Origin of the sequence: Serratia sp. PL17, from assembly GCF_017832355.1 — a bacterium.
In the GTDB taxonomy this organism is placed as follows: domain Bacteria; phylum Pseudomonadota; class Gammaproteobacteria; order Enterobacterales; family Enterobacteriaceae; genus Serratia.
In genome coordinates this window covers 416,405-434,168 of sequence record NZ_JAFIBY010000002.1, presented here as the reverse complement: position 1 = coordinate 434,168, position 17,764 = coordinate 416,405, and the positions used below count along the sequence as shown (strand labels likewise).

Here is a 17,764-nt window from a genome sequence, read left to right as displayed (position 1 = left end):
CCGTTAAAAGACGCCCACCAAGATTGCGGGCGCAATGTGGCCAATTACGCCATTTGAGGTTGTTCGATCAGATAATGGCTGGGTGTTCCGCGGATCGTCACCAGTTCACCCGCCAACTGCTGGGCATCCTTGCGCTTCATCAGGACAAACTGTCCGTTGATGTTAGCCGCCACCCCGTGCCACGGGGTCAGCCAATCATCTTTGGTCGGCATCATATGAATGCCCATTTTCAGGCTGTCCGCAGGCTGCGGGTGGATAGACAAACGTATCGCCGATGGGAAATGCTGGGCCAACAAATTGCCCCAGGCCCAGCTACGCTGTATCACGCCACAGGCACGCTGTTTGGCATCTTTTTGCAGTGCCGCGTTGGAACCAACGTAATCAGGAAGCTGACTGTCTTCATACAAGAAGCGGGTGATGGCGCGATACAGCTGTAACCCCTGCTCATCCTGCATCAGCTGTTGTTTGATCGCCGTTTCCGATTCGGCATAACCGTCGACCAGCAGCTGACGCAGGAGATCGTAATCGCCGGTATGCTCGGCCAGGCCTTCCACATCGCCCAGGTTGAACACGCTCAGGTGAGTTGCCCCCACCTCATGTAACAAGTTTTCGATTTCGCGCTGATAGTGATTAATGGCGTCATCGCTGACGCGGATCAAATCGCCAAAGACATGGCCGTCAGAACAGATGACGATATGCGCCCCTGGCGGGTAATAAAGCTGAATACGCTGGCAGAGAGAATTAAGGAATATCAGTGACAGCCGTTCTGCCATATCAGGCACCGAACCAATTACCTTATTAGTATTAGGTGATTTTGTTGGGAAGGCGGGGAGTACAAATTCAATGCGTTGTTGGTTTTCAATAAATGCCCGGATACGCGGTAATTGTACCTGAGAAACGGCATGTTCTTCCTCAGCGTTTGACGTTTCCATTCCTGGGAATCGACGTCGGTATTGCAATAGCTCATGAAGGATTTTTAACGATATTGTTTCAATACGAGCACTATCCACAATTAACTCCTGTTCAGATGTGGCGCAGGCAATTTATTCGCAAACGCAATAAGACTTATCAAAAATAGAGATGACGATCGGGAAATAAGTCTTACCCTCACGATTTATCTGCTTCAGGCAATATAGAAGAGAAACTGCTATATTATTAGCCCGTATAATTCACAATCTTGGTTAAGTTGAACTTAACAAACTATGAGTAATATTCTAAAACGCATGGCCATTTTTTCTAAAGTTGTCGATTGCGGCGCATTCAGCATGGCAGCCAAAGAATTAGGCATTACTACCTCCGCCGTCAGTCAGCATATCCGCTTGCTGGAAAACGAACTGGGCATTCAATTACTTCTACGTTCTACGCGTTCACTGAGCCTGACCGAGGCCGGGCTGTGTTTTTATGAGGATTGTGTACTGATGATCCATGCAGCCGAACGGGGCCAGCAGCGTATCGCTGCGTTGCGCGGTGAACTGGCTGGGGAATTGCGCGTCGCCACCTCCACGGAATTTGCCACCCATTATCTGGTGCCGGCGCTGCAAAGCTTCCTTGATGATCACCCGCGAATCACACTGAGATTAGAAATTCATGACGAAAAAATCGACCTGATAGGCCAACGCATTGATCTGGCCATCCGCGGTGGCGTATTGGCCGACTCCAGCTACGTATCGACCCGGCTGGCGCGCTTTCGCGAAGTCCTGTGCGCTTCTCCAGTCTACCTTGCCAACCACGGCATACCCGATAGCCCGCAGTCACTGACTCACCACCAATGGGTTACTTTTACCCCCTTGGGCAACCCGCAGTTTGTCCGCCTGCTCCATCAGGATGGCGCAGAGCACAGGTTACGAATGACCGGACGTTTATTTACCAATAACGGCATGGCGATGAAAGAATTGGCACTGGCCGGCAAAGGAATCATCCGGAATTTTTTTGTCAACGTTGAGCGTGAATTACACAATGGTGATTTGGTGGAGGTGTTACCCGAGTGGCGATTACCCGACATTAATTGTTATGCGATTATGCCAAGAAGGGACAGCCAACCATTAAAAGTTCGCCGCTTATTAGAGCATATGAAAATCTATTTACAGAAAAACGAGAAGCATTCCTTAGATCAGTTCAGAACTTAATAAAATAAGAAGTATCCGTAACGTCACTTAATTTAGTTATTTAACTTTTCGGCATATTGCTGACCAGCACCAGAGTTAATTTAGATTGCAGACTAATGATATTATCCTTAATAACTCCCTGACTTTCTATATAAGTAATTTCTCATCTTTAATTCAAATTATCAGAACGAATTTGACTTTGAATAACATAAAATTTGAATCAGTTCCCTTTCCCTACCCAAAACTCAATTCCTCTATTTCTTGGCTCTCACTCCCAAACGAAAAACGGGGAGCCTAGGCTCCCCGTTATCTTATTTGGCGTTGAAGCTTATTCAACCTGCTTGATATCAACCCGCAACTCTTTCGGCACTTCAAACACGATGTTTTCTTCGCGGCCGCTGACTTCCTGCACGTTGACCCCCCCCAACGCCTTCAGGCGGCTGATCACATCCTGAACCAGTACGTCAGGTGCGGATGCGCCGGCAGTGACACCGATATTACGGGCATCTTTCAGCCAGGCTTCCTGAATGTCAGCCGCAGAGTCGATCAGATATGCCGGCTTGCCGACACGCTGAGCCAGCTCTGCCAAACGGTTAGAGTTAGAGGAGTTTTTCGACCCCACAACCAAAACCACATCTGCATCACCCGCCAGGTTACGTACCGCTTCCTGGCGGTTAGTGGTGGCATAGCAGATATCGTCCTTACGCGGGCCGATAATGCTCGGGAAGCGCTTGCGCAAAGCATCAATCACGTCAGACGTGTCATCCACCGACAATGTGGTTTGCGTCATAAAGCACAGGTTGCTCTCATCTTTCACCTGCAGCTTCCACACATCATCTGGCGACTCGACCAGGTACATGCCCCCTTTAGGGTTACTGTACTGGCCCATGGTGCCTTCCACTTCTGGATGACCCGCATGGCCTATCAGGATCGCCTCGGTACCACGGCGGCTGGCTCGCGCCACCTCCATATGCACTTTGGTCACCAGTGGGCAAGTGGCATCAAACAGCATGGTCAAATCACGCGCTTTGGCTTCTGCTCGTACCGCCTGAGAAACACCGTGCGCCGAGAAGATCAAAATCGACCCATCCGGCACTTCAGTAATTTCCTCGATAAATACCGCCCCGCGCTCGCGCAGGCTATCTACCACATAGCGGTTATGCACCACTTCGTGGCGCACATAGATAGGTGCGCCATAAATTTCCAGCGCACGTTCAACGATACTGATCGCACGATCAACCCCAGCACAGAAGCCGCGTGGGTTAGCCAGCAATATTTGCATGCGTCTCCTCCTGCTGCGGATCGATCTCCAGCACTTCGATATCGAAGGTTACCGGATGGCCCGCCAGCGGATGGTTGAAATCAACGGTAATCGAATCTTCCGCCACTTCACGTACCACGCCTGGCATTTCGCTACCGTCAACGGCGGTAAACAGCATAATTGTGCCGACGTCCGGTACCCCGGTTTCCGCGAAATCACGACGTGAGAAGAACTGGACCAGATCCGGGTTCTCTGCACCGAATGCCGCTTCCGGCTGTAAGGTAAAAGCACATTTGTCGCCCGCACTCAAACCAAGCAGTTGTGCTTCCAGCGGTTCGGACAAACTGCCGTCACCCAGACGGAACAGCGCCGGTTTGCCACTGCTGCGGGTAGACTCTGCGGTCGAACCGTCTTCCAGTTTCAGCGTGAAGTGCACCAACACTTCACTGCTGCCGTTAACCTGAGCCGTCATATTACTCACCTTTGCTCTTTGCGCTTTTGTTCGCCGGCGACAAGAAGCCTTCCAGCACTATCATCGCCGCCCCTACGCAAATAAAACTATCTGCAAGGTTGAAGGTCGGGTAATGCCAATCGCCTACGTAGAAGTCGATAAAATCGACGACAAAACCGTGCCATAAGCGATCGAACAGGTTACCGAGCGCACCACCGATGATAAAAGCATAGGCAATGTTGTTCAGCTTCTGCTGCGCCTGACTGCGGTACATCATCACCAGCAGCACCGCCACGATAGCCACCGCAATACCGGCGAAGAACCAACGCTGCCACCCGCCATGATCGGCCAGGAAACTGAACGCAGCACCGTAGTTACGCGCATAGAACAGATTGAACGACGGGATCAGCGGCTGGGACTGGCCCAGCACAAAGTTACCGAGGATCCACTGCTTGCTGGCAAAATCCAGTACCAACACGACTACTACCAGCCACAGCCAGCGCAGGCCAGTCGAACAGATTGGTTTACTCATTAGGCAAACTTACGCTTTTCGCCGTCGCCGGCTACGTTGATAACACAGCGGCCGCAGAGATCTGCATGCTCCGCCACCAAACCGATATCGGTGGTGTAATGCCAGCAGCGCGGACACTTCTCACCTTCTGCAGTGCTGAAGGCGATTTTCAGGCCCTTCACCAGTTCTGACGTCAGTGCATCCGCTGGCGCATCAGCCAAAGGTGCAACGCGAGCGCCGGAGGTCAGCAACACAAAGCGCAGCTCATCCTGCAGGCTGTTGAGACGTTCAGCCAGTTCGCTATCGGCATACAACGTTACCGCGGCTTCCAACGAGCCACCGAGACGTTTGTCAGCACGTGCCTGTTCCAGCACCTTGTTCACTTCGCCACGCACTTTCAGCAGCTCAGCCCAGAAGGCGTCGTTCATGCCTTCGCCTTCGGCCAGACCGAACAGGCCGTCGTACCACTCTTCAGTGAACACGTACTGCGCGCGTTTGCCCGGCAGGAAAGCCCAGATTTCATCAGCGGTGAACGACATGATCGGTGCCATCCAGCGCACCAATGCCTCTGCGATATGGAACAGCGCAGTCTGGCAGCTGCGGCGGGCGACGCTGTCGCTCTTCGCGGTGTACTGGCGATCTTTGATGATATCCAGGTAGAAGGACCCCATCTCGACAGAACAGAACTGCATCAGGCGTTGTACCACTTCATGGAAATCGTAGTTGGCGTAAGCCTGCTCGATATCCTGTTGTGCCGCCAGAGCACGACCCACGGCCCAGCGATCCAGTACCACCATATCTTCCGGAGCCACACAATCCGTGCTTGGTTCGAATCCGTTCAGGTTCGCCAGCAGGAAGCGCGCGGTGTTACGGATGCGGCGATAGGAATCGGCAGAACGTTTCAAGATCTCGTCAGATACCGCGATCTCACCGGTGTAATCCGTAGAAGCCACCCACAGACGCAGGATGTCACCCCCCAGCTTGTTCATCACGTCTTGCGGACTGATGGTGTTGCCGATGGACTTGGACATCTTGCGGCCCTGACCGTCAACGGTGAAACCGTGAGTCAGTACTTCTTTATAGGGTGCTTTGCCCTTCATGGCGGTGGAGATCATCAGTGATGACATGAACCAGCCACGGTGTTGGTCGGAGCCTTCCAAGTACATGTCAGCGCCATGACCATTGAACTCAGGACGAACATCAACCACGGAAGAATGGGTCGAACCGGAGTCGAACCACACGTCCAGGGTATCGGGCACTTTGACATAGTCGGCAGCTTCCGCGCCAAGAATGTCAGCGGCGTCCAGATCCCACCATGCCTGAATACCGTCCTGCTCAACACGTTTGGCCACTTCTTCCATCAGCTCTACGCTGCGTGGGTGCAGTTGCTCCGTGTCTTTATGCACAAACAGCGACATTGGCACGCCCCAGGTACGCTGGCGTGAGATACACCAATCCGGGCGGTTAGCGACCATGGTTTCGATGCGTGCCTGGCCCCATTCAGGGATCCACTGCACGCCTTTGATCTCTTCCAGCGACTGCTTGCGCAGGCCTTTTTGATCCATGCTGATGAACCACTGAGGCGTTGCACGGAAGATGATCGGCGTTTTGTGACGCCAGCAGCAGGGATAACTGTGAACCAGTTTCTCCACGTGCAGCAATGCACCTTTCTCACGCAGCAGATCAACAATCAGATCGTTGGCCTTAAACACAAACTTGCCATCCAGCAGTGGATGAGTGCCCGGCAGATAGCAACCGTTCGGCCCCACCGGGTTGGCAATTTCCAAACCGTATTTCTGGCTGATGACAAAGTCATCCGGGCCGTGGCCACCGGCGGTGTGTACCGCACCGGTACCCGCGTCCAGCGTGACGTGCTCACCCATGATCGCCGGTACGTCGAAGCCCATGAACGGGTGTTCAAAACGCATCAGCTCCAGATCGGCACCCTTGCAACTACCCAGCACGGTCCACGCGCTGATACCGGCGCGTTTCATCACGCTTTCTACCAGTTCAGCCGCCAGGATCAGGCATTGGCCGTCGACCTGCACCAGCTGATAAGCAAATTCCGGGTGCAGAGAGATAGCGCGGTTAGCCGGTAAGGTCCACGGCGTGGTGGTCCAGATAACCAAAGAGACCGGGCCATTGAAGCTGGTGACGCCAAACTTGGCCGCCACGGCAGCCGCGTCAACCGCATGGAAAGCCACATCGATAGACGGCGACGTCTTGTCGTAATATTCGACTTCCGCTTCCGCCAGTGAAGAGCGGCAATCGGTACACCAGTGCACCGGCTTGGCACCTTTCAGCAGGTGACCGTTGTCGATGATTTTACCCAGCGCACGAATGATATTGGCTTCGGTTTTGAAGTCCATGGTCAAGTACGGGTGATCCCAGTCGCCCAGTACGCCAAGACGGATGAAGTCTTTTTTCTGGCCTTCAACTTGTTCAGCGGCATACTCACGGCATTTCTCACGGAACTCCGCCGCGGTGAGTTTCTCGCCCGGCTTACCGTACAGCTGCTCGACTTTCAGTTCGATCGGCAGGCCATGACAGTCCCAACCTGGAACATAAGGCGAATCGAAACCGGACATCCCTTTTGACTTGATAATAATGTCTTTGAGAATCTTGTTAACCGAGTGACCAATGTGAATGCTGCCGTTCGCATACGGAGGGCCGTCATGCAAAATGAAGGATTTTTTGCCCTTTTTGGCAGTACGAATGATCCCGTACAGATCCTGTTCATACCAACGTTGCAGCATGCCAGGTTCACGCTTGGCCAGATCGCCACGCATCGGGAACCCTGTTTCCGGCAAGTTCAGGGTATTCTTGTAGTCACTCATGAGATTCTCGTTTCCGTTTTCGGCTATTTACCCGTCGCACTTCAAGCCACATCTTTGTGGGCCGCCCTTGCTTATCCGAATCACCTGCCTGTGCAAGCCCATCGGGATTCGCGCGGTTGCCGCCGCGATGCGGCTCGAATTACTTAGGGTAAACGATTAAACCAGTGTTTTTAACCCGAAGAACTTCCGGGCCGTCACCACATCATTGGCGATTTGCTGCTTCAGGGCATCGAGCGAAGCAAAACGCTGTTCATTGCGCAATTTCGCGCGGAGCACCACGTCAATATGGCGCCCGTAAAGATCCATTGTGACATCCAACAGATGGACTTCCAGCTGTTGGCGCACGCCGGCAACGGTTGGTCGCGTACCAATATTGGCTACGCCAGGCAGCGGTTCAGGCCCCAGGCCATACACCTCCACCGCATAAACCCCTTTGACCGGTGCAACCAGGCGTTTCAGCGGCAGGTTGGCCGTGGGGAAGCCGATGGTGCGGCCCAGTTCATCACCGTGTACTACTCGGCCTGAAATACTGTACGGATGACCCAACAGCGTTTCAGCCTGTGCCAGATCATCATCGCGCAGTGCATTGCGAATCGCCGTACTGCTGATACGTTGATCGCCTTCACGGAAGGTCGGCGTGCTGATCACTTCAAAGCCGTATTCTATCCCGGCTTTTTGCAATAGCGGAAAATCGCCCTGACGCGTCGCGCCAAAGCGAAAATCATCCCCGACCATCAGGAATTTCACACCCAGTTTTTCCACCAGCAACTCGGCAACGAACGCCTGTGCCGTGTTGGCGGCGAAACGCGGGTCAAACTTGACGCACAGCAGGTAGTCAACGCCCGCCTGCGCCAGATATTTGGCTTTATCACGCAAGCGCGTGAGTCGGGCCGGTGCCTTGTCCGCTGCAAACATTTCCAGCGGTTGCGGCTCAAAGATCATGACCATCACTGGCAGCCCGAGGCGTTGCCCCTCTTGTTTCAGCTGCTCCAGCAACGCTTGGTGACCGCGGTGTACGCCGTCAAAGTTGCCGATGGTGAGCACACAACCATGGTGGCGTGCCCGGATATTGTGAATGCCGCGAATTAGCTCCATAGCTGGCTCAAAACAGTGGAAATCGCCGGATTATACCTTGTACAGCGGTTAAGGTTAACCCGCGATTGGTGCCTTTGTGTAATAGACATACCATACCGGAGATAATCTGCAGGTGAAACGCCCCAACCGCAGTTTATCCGGCAACATGCCGCTGATTATCGACCACGACCAACAGCTTGCAGCCAATACAGCAATTCATTGGCGAATTTTCTCGCGAAACACTGTATTCCCATGACCGAAGCTGGTAAAATCCTGCCCCATCACAACGTAGCAAGTGCCGCCCGTACAAACGGCGCTTATTTGCACAAATCCGTTGACAAACGAAGACTAAAAGGGGATATTCCTCGGCCTTCGAATTGTCCTCAATAGAATATATTTGGGAGTTGGACCTTGGCTAATATCAAATCAGCTAAGAAACGCGCCGTACAGTCTGAGAAACGTCGTAAGCACAACGCTAGCGGCCGCTCTATGATGCGTACCTACATCAAGAAAGTAGAAGTTGCTATCGCAACTGGCGATAAAGAAGCTGCAAAAAACGCATTCCTCGTGATGCAACCAATCGTGGACCGCAAGGCAGCTAAAGGCCTGATCCACAAAAACAAAGCAGCACGCCATAAGTCAAATCTGACTGCGCGTATCAACGCAATGCAATAAGCATTACGTTGTCTGCTTGATAAAAAAACCGGCTCAGGCCGGTTTTTTTACGTCTGCAGTTTTCACCGCGTTAGTAAGTAAACAGCGCGGAAAAATCCTTGTTGCATACCCGTTGTACCGCTGGATGCTGGATCATTCGTTCGGCAAAAATGATGTAGTACTCTTCCTGTACGCTATCAATACGCCCAATCTCCACCACGTCATCATCGTTATAGGTATCCTGCGCATACAGCGTCGGCGCAACGAAGATCGCGTTGTGGTACATGCCAAAGGTCTTCATCAGGGCCGCATCATCGAACTCGCCCAAGATCTCTACCTGAATACCTTGCGTGTTAAACCAGTTAAGCAGCTTACGCCCCAGCATCGAACGCCGGCCTGGAATGAGCAGCTTACGCTGTTCAAGACAAGCGGGAAACGGCAAGTCCGGCGCGGGCTGACGGCAAAAGAAACTGATGCCGCATTCACCCAGCTTGAGCGAAAACAACCCTTCCTGCTGACTGGAGTCCACCGGGCAATCTGACAAAATCATGTCGAGCTTATGCTGGCTGAGCTGTTCCAGTAGCATCTCGTGCGTCGACTCAAAGCAGCGCAGATGGATTTGTTCATTATCCACCACCACCGCGGTCTCCAGAACCTGACTCACCAAGCGTTTGGACAGCGCATCCGCGACCCCGACGTCGAACAGCAGGTTAGATTCCTTGCGATAATTGACGATATCCAGCATTTCCTGGCTGAGCATAAACATTTTGTCGGCGTAGCGGAAAACCAGCTGCCCCAATTCAGAAGGCACCAGCCCACGCCCCTGACGCTTGAACAGCTTACCGTCTAAACGTTCTTCCAGCGCTTTGATCTGGCCGGTGATGGTCTGCGGCGTCAGAAACAGTGCTTCAGCGGCGCCGACCACCGAACCTTCTTTGCAGACCTGCCAGAAGTAGTAAAGGTGATTAAAGTTAATATGCGACATCCTCACGAGGTGCTCTCCTTAACATTTCGTCAGGCTAAACGATAGACCCTGACGAGCGACTAATGTCCTTTCCCTGTTTCAGACAACCTGTTGCTGCATTCGTCCCAAACAGAATGGCCGAAGCTGCACATATTTCATACTGTACAGCTCCGACCAGCTATTGTAATCGGTACTTACGAACAGAGGATCCCCTAAAGGGGTTATCTGACCCGTGGCAACGACATGCGCAACAGACCGTATCCAACCACCGCCGCCGTGGTTGACCCAATCAGGATACCCAGCCGCGAATAAGTGCTTAGTACGACATCCGCATCGCCAAACGCCAGCGAAGCGATGAAAATTGACATGGTGAAACCAATACCACAGAGCACAGAAACGGCAAACACCTGTTTGAAACCAATTCCTTCAGGCAGCTTGGCAATGCCCAACTTCACCGCCAGCAGACTAAAGATGAAGATACCCAACGGCTTACCGATGAACAGACCCGCTGCGATACCGACCGGGAGCAGTGAGGTCAGCCCACTCAGTGACACGCCCTGCAATGAAACACCCGCATTGGCGAAAGCGAACAGCGGCAGTATCAGGAACGCCACCCATGGGTGCAGCTCGTGCTCCAGAGTCTCCGACGGTGACGGGCCTTTCTTCACGTTCAACGGGATCATAAAGCCAATAATTACCCCGGCCAGGGTCGCATGTACCCCGGACTTGAGGATAGCCACCCACAGCACCAGGCCGACAATCATGTAAAGCGACGTTTTGCCCACGCCACGCCAGTTCATAAATGCCAGCACCGCAACAGACGCGGCTGCTACACCTAAAGCCGCCATCGACACTTCGTGGGTATAGAACAGTGCGATAATCACGATCACACCCAGGTCATCGATAATCGCCAGCGCCAGCAGGAACACTTTCAGGCTGGTTGGTACGCGGTTCCCCAACAACGCCATCACCCCAAGGGCAAACGCAATGTCCGTTGCCGCCGGGATCGCCCAGCCCTGGCGAGTAACCTCATCGGCACCGTTAAACAGCAGGTAAATCAGTGCCGGTGCCAACATGCCGCCCAACGCAGCAATAGCGGGAAACACCGCCTTATCACGCCCAGCCAGTGAACCCTGCATCAGTTCACGCTTGACCTCCAGCCCGACCACCAGGAAAAAGATCGCCATCAGGCCGTCGTTGATCCACAGCAGGAGCGGCTTGGCAATGTCCAGTGAGGACACTTTCACCATGACCGGTAAATTGAGAAAAGCATGATAAATCCCCTGGGCTGGGGTATTGGCCATGATCAACGCGATAATCGCGGCTACGATCAGGATAATGCCGCCTGCGGCTTCCTGACGTAAAAATTGACGAATGATATTGGTCACAATACGTCTCTCCAGAGATGCGCGAAGTAGAAACAGCTCCGCAAACAAAGTAATGGAATGAGTATAGACGGCGATTTAGCTCGATAAAATACGTTTATAAATGCTTTAATGATCGTAAAAACCGATCTATACACGACAGGTGTCACATTTTTTGTAGGGTTATTAGCCGGCCACGGCCAATAAAAAACCCCGGTTTTGACGCCGGGGTTATGCAGTACGCTAACAGAACAACAGCTTAACGCGTCAGGTCATCAAAAAACTTTTTCACACCGTCGAAGAAGCTCTTCGAACGTGGGCTGTTTTTATCACCAGAAGGGCCACCCAGGCTCTCTTCCAGTTCCTTCAGTAATTGCTTCTGCTTGTCGTTCAGGTTAACCGGGGTTTCCACCACCACGCGGCACAGCAGGTCACCCTGGCTGCCACCACGCACCGATTTAACACCCTTGCCGCGCATGCGGAACAGTTTGCCCGTCTGGGTTTCTGACGGGACTTTCAGCTTCACGCGGCCATCCAGCGTTGGCACTTCAATCTCACCGCCCAATGCTGCCATCGCGAAGTTGATCGGCACTTCACAGTACAGGTTATTCCCTTCGCGTTCGAAGATCGGGTGCGCTTTCACCTGAACCTGAACGTACAGATCGCCTGCTGGTGCGCCATGTTCACCGGCTTCCCCCTCACCCGCCAAGCGGATGCGGTCGCCAGTATCAACGCCGGCCGGGATTTTCACCGACAGCGTTTTGGCTTTCTCTACCCGGCCGTGGCCATGGCAGCTGTTGCACGGGTCTTTGATAATTTGGCCGCGGCCATGGCAATGCGGACAGGCCTGCTGCACGGTAAAGAAGCCCTGGCGCATTTGCACCTGGCCTTGGCCGTGACAGGTTGGGCAAGTCACTGGCGAGCTGCCTGGTTTTGCACCGCTACCGTGGCAAACGCCACACTCTTCCAGCGTCGGGATACGGATCTCTTTGGTTACACCACGAACCGCTTCCTCAAGGGACAGCTCCATGTTGTAACGTAGATCAGAACCGCGGCTGGCACGCTGACGGCGGCCACCACCAAAGATATCGCCGAAAACGTCGCCAAAGATGTCGCTGAAATCGGCACCGCCGCCGCCAAACCCACCGCCACCACCCATACCGCCTTGTTCAAAAGCGGCGTGGCCGTACTGATCGTAAGCTGCACGCTTTTGATCGTCGGTCAGGACTTCGTACGCTTCCTTGATCTCTTTAAACTTGGCTTCGGCGTCTTGATCCTGGTTACGGTCAGGATGGTATTTCATCGCCAGGCGCTTATACGCCTTTTTTATGTCACGCTCTTCCGCCGTCTTGGAGACGCCGAGAATCTCGTAATAGTCTTTCTTCGCCATTATTTCTGTAACCCTTAACATGCGTGCACGGGCGCAGAGTTGCCTCGACGCCCGTGCTGGTTTCCAGTAACGGCCTCTCGGCCGTTACGTGCCCGCTTAAGGGCGATTATTTTTTGTCTTTAACTTCTTCGAACTCAGCGTCAACCACGTCGTCGTCTTTCTGCGCCGCGTTGTCAGCACCAGCATCAGCACCTTGCTGTGCCTGCTGCGCCTGAGCCATTTCCAGCAGTTTGCCAGAAACCTGCACCAGAGCCTGGGTCTTCGCTTCGATATCGGCTTTATCTTCGCCTTTAACCGCAGTTTCCAGATCTTTCAGCGCCGCTTCGATAGCCGTTTTGTCTTCTGCTGGCAGTTTGTCGCCCGCTTCTTCCAACTGCTTACGGGTACCGTGGATCAGGTGGTCAGCCTGGTTACGGGTCTGCACCAGCTCTTCGAACTTACGGTCCGCTTCGGCGTTCAGTTCAGCATCACGCACCATTTTCTGGATTTCTTCTTCGTTCAGACCAGAAGAAGCCTTGATGGTGATTTTCTGCTCACGGCCAGTATTCTTGTCTTTAGCAGACACATGCAGAATACCGTCGGCGTCGATGTCGAAGGTCACTTCGATCTGCGCCATACCGCGCGGAGCAGCCTGGATACCGTCCAAATTGAACTGACCCAGTGACTTGTTATCGTTAGCGCGTTTACGCTCACCCTGCAGCACGTGGATGGTTACCGCAGACTGGTTGTCTTCAGCGGTAGAGAACACCTGGCTGTGCTTGGTCGGGATCGTGGTGTTTTTGGTGATCAACGGAGTCATCACGCTGCCCATGGTTTCGATACCCAGCGACAGCGGGGTAACGTCCAGCAGCAGAACGTCCTTCACATCACCGGCCAACACGCCGCCCTGTACCGCAGCACCCACCGCAACGGCTTCGTCCGGGTTAACGTCTTTACGTGGTTCTTTACCGAAGAAGTCAGCAACTTTCTTCTGAACCATTGGCATACGGGTCTGGCCGCCCACCAGGATCACGTCCTGGATGTCGGAAACCGACAGGCCTGCGTCTTTCAGTGCCACTTTCAGCGGCTCGATAGAACGCGCTACCAGATCTTCAACCAGCGACTCGAGTTTTGCACGGGTCACTTTGATGTTCATGTGTTTTGGACCGCTCGCATCTGCAGTGATGTACGGCAGGTTAACGTCGGTCTGCTGAGCGGAAGACAGTTCGATCTTCGCTTTCTCAGCGGCTTCTTTCAGACGCTGCATCGCCAACGGATCGTTGCGCAGATCGAAACCTTGTTCTTTCTTGAACTCTTCCACCAGGTAGTTGATCAGGCGGCTGTCGAAGTCTTCACCACCCAGGTGGGTATCACCGTTGGTTGCCAGAACTTCGAAGGTTTTTTCGCCGTCAACTTCGTCGATTTCGATAATAGAGATATCGAAAGTACCGCCACCCAGGTCATAAACCGCGATGGTACGGTTGCCAACTTCTTTGTCCAGGCCGTAAGCCAGGGCAGCAGCAGTCGGTTCGTTGATGATACGTTTTACTTCCAGACCTGCGATACGACCGGCGTCTTTAGTCGCCTGACGCTGTGCGTCGTTGAAGTATGCAGGAACAGTGATAACCGCTTCAGTTACCGGTTCACCCAGGTAATCTTCCGCCGTTTTCTTCATTTTCTTCAGCACTTCAGCAGAGATCTGCGGTGGTGCTACACGCTGGCCTTTCACTTCAACCCATGCGTCGCCGTTATCAGCAGCCACAATTTTGTACGGCATGATGTCTTTATCACGCTGTGCTTCTTCATCCTGGAAGCGACGGCCAATCAGGCGCTTGATCGCAAACAGGGTGTTTTGTGGGTTAGTAACAGCCTGACGCTTAGCAGGCTGGCCAACCAGAATTTCACCATCCTGGGTATATGCGATGATCGAAGGTGTAGTACGGTCGCCTTCGCTGTTCTCCAGCACGCGCGCTTTACCACCATCCATAATAGCTACACAAGAGTTGGTAGTACCCAGGTCGATACCAATAATTTTGCCCATCTAAACGTCTCCACTAATAAATTCATATTCGGTCAGGTTGCTAACCTATATGCGGGCAAATTTTTGTTTTTCAACTGCCCAACATTTCAGTCTTAGCCGCGGTCAGCAACTGCGGTTGCAAATAAGATGGGGCCATCCAACTCAGCATCAAGGGGCAAGGCGAAAAAAATTTCTTTTTTATCGTCACTCAGATCATTGTTTCCTGTTCCGGGGATCATTATGATGCCGCGCACTCTGATGGAAGTTATCGATTTTTCGGCCATTCAGAACATTTATGTATTTACTTCGCTATTTCCGTTAATTTTCTGTTATTGCAGAGGACTTATGCACACCAACAAGTTGGCGAATCCCGGCCCTCTCGGCCTGATGGGCTTCGGGATGACCACCGTCTTGCTGAACCTGCACAACGCGGGCTTTTTCCCATTGAATTCCGCCATTATCAGCATGGGGATTTTCTTCGGTGGGTTGGCCCAAATTATGGCCGGCCTGCTGGAATACAAGAAGGGAAACACCTTCGGCATGACTGCCTTTATCTCTTATGGCAGCTTCTGGCTGAGCCTGGTGGGCCTGCTGCTGCTGCCGCGCCTGGGTCTGGCAGAACCGACCGACGCCAGCGTACTGGGTATTTATCTGGCGCTGTGGGGTGTCTTCACTCTGTTCATGTTCTTCGGCACGTTGCGCGCTAACCGCGTGCTGCAGTTTGTGTTCGGCAGCCTGACGCTGCTGTTCGCCTTGCTGGCGATCGGCAATATCACGGGCAATCATGCCCTGCTGAACGTTGCTGGTTATGAAGGCATTATCTGCGGTGCCAGTGCCATTTACCTGGCAATGGCAGAAGTGCTCAACGAGCAATTTGGCCGTAAGGTTCTGCCGATTGGCGAACCCGACGTCAACAATGTAGAACCCATTCGGGCAGCGGCATAATCACCGCCGTCTGAAACAAAAAGCCCTGCACTTATTGCAGGGCTTTTTTTTAGCTGTAAGAGCGGGCACGCTGCGCCTTGGTCTCACTGTTCAGGTCACGGTACAGGTACATTCCCAGCAGCAACCCGATACCTGACAGCGCCAGTACATAGTAAGCAGGCGCTAACGGGGTTAACTTCATGATCAACGTCACAAATACTGGGGTTAAACCCCCGAAAATAGCGTATGCAACATTATATGAGAACGAAATCCCGGTAAACCGCACTTCCGCTGGGAAAGCCCGCACCATGACATAGGGTACAGCCCCGACGACACCCACGCTGAAACCTACCAGTGCATAGCAGGCGAACAGCATTTCCGGGTGCTCTCCCACCGTCCGATAAAACAGCCAGCTGCAGCCAGCCAACAGCAAGCTGCCAACGATAAAGGTTTTGCTGGCGCCGAAACGATCCGCCGACAACCCCGCAATAATACAACCGGCAATCAGCATAATGGTGGCGATACTGTTAGCTTGCAGTGACAGCGCCGGGGCGATGCCGAACTGTTTTTGCAAATAGGTCGGCGTCATCAGGATCACCACCACAATGCCGGCGGACAACAGCCAGGTCAGCAGCATTGACACCACAACCTCTTTGCGATGGTTAAGTACCACCGATTTCAGCGGCAGCTCCTCCGCCAAGGCTTTCCGCGCCTGCATCTCGATAAATATTGGCGTTTCCTGTAACCAACGGCGCAGATACATTGCCACCAGACCGAAAATACCGCCCAGCAGGAACGGCAGGCGCCAGCCGCCGTCAATAATGGTCTGTTGACTGAGCGTGGTATTGATTACCGTCGCCACCAACGACCCCAGCAAAATACCGACGGTCAGACCGGCAGTCAGCGTACCGCAGGCAAAACCAATACGGCGGCGCGGCACGTGCTCGGCAACAAACACCCATGCGCCGGGGACCTCACCACCGATAGCCGCCCCTTGCAGTACGCGCATCAGCAGCAGCAGCAGTGGTGCGGCAATGCCAATACTGGCGTAGGTCGGTAACAGACCCATGCCCAACGTAGGCAACGCCATCAGTAAAATACTCAGGCTGAACATTTTTTTGCGGCCGACCCGATCGCCAAAGTGCGCCATCACGATGCCACCCAGCGGGCGCGCCAGATAGCCTGCGGCAAAGATGCCGAAGGTCTGTACCTGGCGTAGCCATTCCGGCATATCTGCCGGGAAGAATAGCTCACCCATAACCGCGGCAAAGAAGACAAAAATGATGAAGTCATAGAACTCTAACGCACCGCCCAAGGCGGCTAACGTCAGAGTTTTGTAGTCTTGCCGGTTTAACCGGCGATTATTATCGAGAGGCATAGAGTACCGTCGGAGGAGACTGTTAAAATAAAAGCCAGAGGCTTTCTGTAAACGAATCCTTACTATAACGGCAAATTTATTTCACACCAGATCGGCTGGGATTTATCCCACATATCGCTGAAATTTAGAGGTTTATCTCGCGACGCGCATTCTTAGGACGAAATGCTGCTACCACCGCGGCATGCGTTTCCACATAAGGTCCTTCAAGCAGCTGTATGCAGTACGGCACGCTGGCGAAAATACCGTGCACAACCACCTTACCCTGCTCATCCTTAACCCCTTCCAGCGTTTCCTTGATCGACTTGGGTTGCCCCGGCAGATTGATGATCAACGCCTGCTTGCGGATCGCCCCCACCTGACGCGAAAGAATTGCCGTTGGCACATAGTGTAGGCTGATTTGACGCATTTGCTCGCCGAAGCCGGGCATCACGCGATCGGCAATCGCCAACGTGGCATCGGGGGTCACATCACGGCGTGCCGGGCCGGTACCGCCGGTCGTCAGCACCAAATGGCAGCCCATTTCATCCACCAGCTCACACAGGGTTTGTTCGATCAACGTTTGCTCATCGGGGATCAGCCTGGTTTCCACTTTGAACGGCGTCGCCAGCGCTGTGGCCAGCCATTCTTCCAGCGCCGGTATGCCTTTATCCTGGTAAACGCCGCCAGAAGCGCGGTCAGAAACGGAAACCAAACCAATACGTAATATGTCCATGCGTAACCTCTACAGCCTGATGGGGTTCGGGCGGGTTCATTTCCTGCCCTGTTATGAATCCAGAGAGTATAAAGTGTCTGCCCGCTACCGGGATCTGCGGGCATAAAAAAAGGCGGCCTAAGCCACCTTTTTCTGCGCTG

16 protein-coding genes are annotated in these 17,764 nt (G+C 53.3%); 3 read left to right on the top strand and 13 right to left on the bottom strand.

Annotation, left to right across the window (positions count from 1 at the left end):
* Positions 1 to 44 precede the first annotated feature (44 nt).
* Positions 45 to 1,010 carry an L-tyrosine isonitrile synthase gene (pvcA, locus tag JOE25_RS10775; protein WP_209634998.1) on the bottom strand — a complete coding sequence of 322 codons (966 nt, stop codon included), beginning with the start codon at positions 1,008 to 1,010 and terminating at the stop codon, positions 45 to 47.
* 192 nt (positions 1,011 to 1,202) lie between these two features.
* On the opposite strand from pvcA, the gene JOE25_RS10770 reads away from it, so the two are divergent.
* Positions 1,203 to 2,126, top strand: a complete 924-nt coding sequence (locus tag JOE25_RS10770; protein WP_209634996.1) for a LysR family transcriptional regulator — start codon at positions 1,203 to 1,205, stop codon at positions 2,124 to 2,126.
* A 307-nt stretch (positions 2,127 to 2,433) separates the two neighbouring features.
* Here JOE25_RS10770 and ispH read toward each other — a convergent pair whose 3' ends face one another.
* The 5 genes from ispH to ribF all read right to left on the bottom strand — a co-directional run bounded on the left by ispH (position 2,434) and on the right by ribF (position 8,260).
* Positions 2,434 to 3,387 carry a 4-hydroxy-3-methylbut-2-enyl diphosphate reductase gene (ispH, locus tag JOE25_RS10765; protein WP_209634993.1) on the bottom strand — a complete coding sequence of 318 codons (954 nt, stop codon included), beginning with the start codon at positions 3,385 to 3,387 and terminating at the stop codon, positions 2,434 to 2,436.
* Positions 3,368 to 3,838 carry an FKBP-type peptidyl-prolyl cis-trans isomerase gene (fkpB, locus tag JOE25_RS10760; protein WP_209634992.1) on the bottom strand — a complete coding sequence of 157 codons (471 nt, stop codon included), beginning with the start codon at positions 3,836 to 3,838 and terminating at the stop codon, positions 3,368 to 3,370. The genes ispH and fkpB overlap by 20 nt, the downstream gene beginning before the upstream one ends.
* A 1-nt stretch (position 3,839) precedes the next feature.
* A complete protein-coding gene (lspA, locus tag JOE25_RS10755) occupies positions 3,840 to 4,349 on the bottom strand; it encodes a signal peptidase II (RefSeq protein WP_209634990.1) in 510 nt (169 codons plus the stop codon).
* The gene (ileS, locus tag JOE25_RS10750) at positions 4,349 to 7,165 is read right to left on the bottom strand and encodes an isoleucine--tRNA ligase (RefSeq protein ID WP_209634988.1); all 2,817 of its coding nucleotides are present in this window, start codon (positions 7,163 to 7,165) and stop codon (positions 4,349 to 4,351) included. The genes lspA and ileS overlap by 1 nt, the downstream gene beginning before the upstream one ends.
* 156 nt (positions 7,166 to 7,321) lie before the next feature.
* On the bottom strand, positions 7,322 to 8,260 hold the full coding sequence (gene ribF, locus JOE25_RS10745) for a bifunctional riboflavin kinase/FAD synthetase (protein WP_061807386.1): 939 nt from the start codon (positions 8,258 to 8,260) through the stop codon (positions 7,322 to 7,324).
* A 390-nt stretch (positions 8,261 to 8,650) separates the two neighbouring features.
* Here ribF and rpsT point away from each other — a divergent pair, with 390 nt between their 5' ends.
* On the top strand, positions 8,651 to 8,914 hold the full coding sequence (gene rpsT / locus JOE25_RS10740) for a 30S ribosomal protein S20 (protein WP_037420676.1): 264 nt from the start codon (positions 8,651 to 8,653) through the stop codon (positions 8,912 to 8,914).
* A gap of 70 nt (positions 8,915 to 8,984) precedes the next feature.
* On the opposite strand, the gene nhaR is transcribed toward rpsT, so the two are convergent.
* The 5 genes from nhaR to JOE25_RS10715 all read right to left on the bottom strand — a co-directional run bounded on the left by nhaR (position 8,985) and on the right by JOE25_RS10715 (position 14,894).
* Positions 8,985 to 9,884, bottom strand: coding sequence for a transcriptional activator NhaR (gene nhaR / locus JOE25_RS10735; RefSeq protein WP_037420673.1), 900 nt, complete (start codon positions 9,882 to 9,884; stop codon positions 8,985 to 8,987).
* Between the two features lie 194 nt (positions 9,885 to 10,078).
* Positions 10,079 to 11,245 (bottom strand): Na+/H+ antiporter NhaA, encoded by a 1,167-nt coding sequence (nhaA, locus tag JOE25_RS10730; protein ID WP_209634986.1) that lies wholly within the window; start codon positions 11,243 to 11,245, stop codon positions 10,079 to 10,081.
* 235 nt (positions 11,246 to 11,480) lie between these two features.
* Positions 11,481 to 12,611, bottom strand: a complete 1,131-nt coding sequence (gene dnaJ / locus JOE25_RS10725) for a molecular chaperone DnaJ (protein WP_037420667.1) — start codon at positions 12,609 to 12,611, stop codon at positions 11,481 to 11,483.
* Between the two features lie 106 nt (positions 12,612 to 12,717).
* The gene (gene dnaK, locus JOE25_RS10720; protein WP_209634985.1) at positions 12,718 to 14,631 is read right to left on the bottom strand and encodes a molecular chaperone DnaK; all 1,914 of its coding nucleotides are present in this window, start codon (positions 14,629 to 14,631) and stop codon (positions 12,718 to 12,720) included.
* A gap of 92 nt (positions 14,632 to 14,723) precedes the next feature.
* Complete coding sequence (locus tag JOE25_RS10715; RefSeq protein WP_209634983.1) at positions 14,724 to 14,894, bottom strand: hypothetical protein; 171 nt, start codon at positions 14,892 to 14,894, stop codon at positions 14,724 to 14,726.
* A 61-nt stretch (positions 14,895 to 14,955) separates the two neighbouring features.
* On the opposite strand from JOE25_RS10715, the gene satP reads away from it, so the two are divergent.
* The gene (satP, locus tag JOE25_RS10710) at positions 14,956 to 15,555 is read left to right on the top strand and encodes an acetate uptake transporter (RefSeq protein ID WP_209634981.1); all 600 of its coding nucleotides are present in this window, start codon (positions 14,956 to 14,958) and stop codon (positions 15,553 to 15,555) included.
* Positions 15,556 to 15,604: 49 nt separating this feature from the next.
* Here the strand turns inward: satP and JOE25_RS10705 are convergent, their stop codons facing one another.
* Both JOE25_RS10705 and mog read right to left on the bottom strand, forming a co-directional pair.
* Positions 15,605 to 16,912 (bottom strand): MFS transporter, encoded by a 1,308-nt coding sequence (locus JOE25_RS10705; RefSeq protein WP_209634979.1) that lies wholly within the window; start codon positions 16,910 to 16,912, stop codon positions 15,605 to 15,607.
* Between the two features lie 124 nt (positions 16,913 to 17,036).
* On the bottom strand, positions 17,037 to 17,624 hold the full coding sequence (mog, locus tag JOE25_RS10700; protein WP_209634977.1) for a molybdopterin adenylyltransferase: 588 nt from the start codon (positions 17,622 to 17,624) through the stop codon (positions 17,037 to 17,039).
* Positions 17,625 to 17,764 lie beyond the last annotated feature (140 nt).

Coding starts and splice junctions, on each gene's coding strand:
- JOE25_RS10770 (WP_209634996.1), top strand. CDS start 1,203: ATGAGTAATATTCTAAAACGCATGGCCATTTTTTCTAAAGTTGTCGAT.
- ispH (WP_209634993.1), bottom strand. CDS start 3,387: ATGCAAATATTGCTGGCTAACCCACGCGGCTTCTGTGCTGGGGTTGAT.
- fkpB (WP_209634992.1), bottom strand. CDS start 3,838: ATGACGGCTCAGGTTAACGGCAGCAGTGAAGTGTTGGTGCACTTCACG.
- lspA (WP_209634990.1), bottom strand. CDS start 4,349: ATGAGTAAACCAATCTGTTCGACTGGCCTGCGCTGGCTGTGGCTGGTA.
- ileS (WP_209634988.1), bottom strand. CDS start 7,165: ATGAGTGACTACAAGAATACCCTGAACTTGCCGGAAACAGGGTTCCCG.
- ribF (WP_061807386.1), bottom strand. CDS start 8,260: ATGGAGCTAATTCGCGGCATTCACAATATCCGGGCACGCCACCATGGT.
- dnaJ (WP_037420667.1), bottom strand. CDS start 12,611: ATGGCGAAGAAAGACTATTACGAGATTCTCGGCGTCTCCAAGACGGCG.
- dnaK (WP_209634985.1), bottom strand. CDS start 14,631: ATGGGCAAAATTATTGGTATCGACCTGGGTACTACCAACTCTTGTGTA.
- JOE25_RS10715 (WP_209634983.1), bottom strand. CDS start 14,894: ATGGCCGAAAAATCGATAACTTCCATCAGAGTGCGCGGCATCATAATG.
- satP (WP_209634981.1), top strand. CDS start 14,956: ATGCACACCAACAAGTTGGCGAATCCCGGCCCTCTCGGCCTGATGGGC.
- JOE25_RS10705 (WP_209634979.1), bottom strand. CDS start 16,912: ATGCCTCTCGATAATAATCGCCGGTTAAACCGGCAAGACTACAAAACT.
- mog (WP_209634977.1), bottom strand. CDS start 17,624: ATGGACATATTACGTATTGGTTTGGTTTCCGTTTCTGACCGCGCTTCT.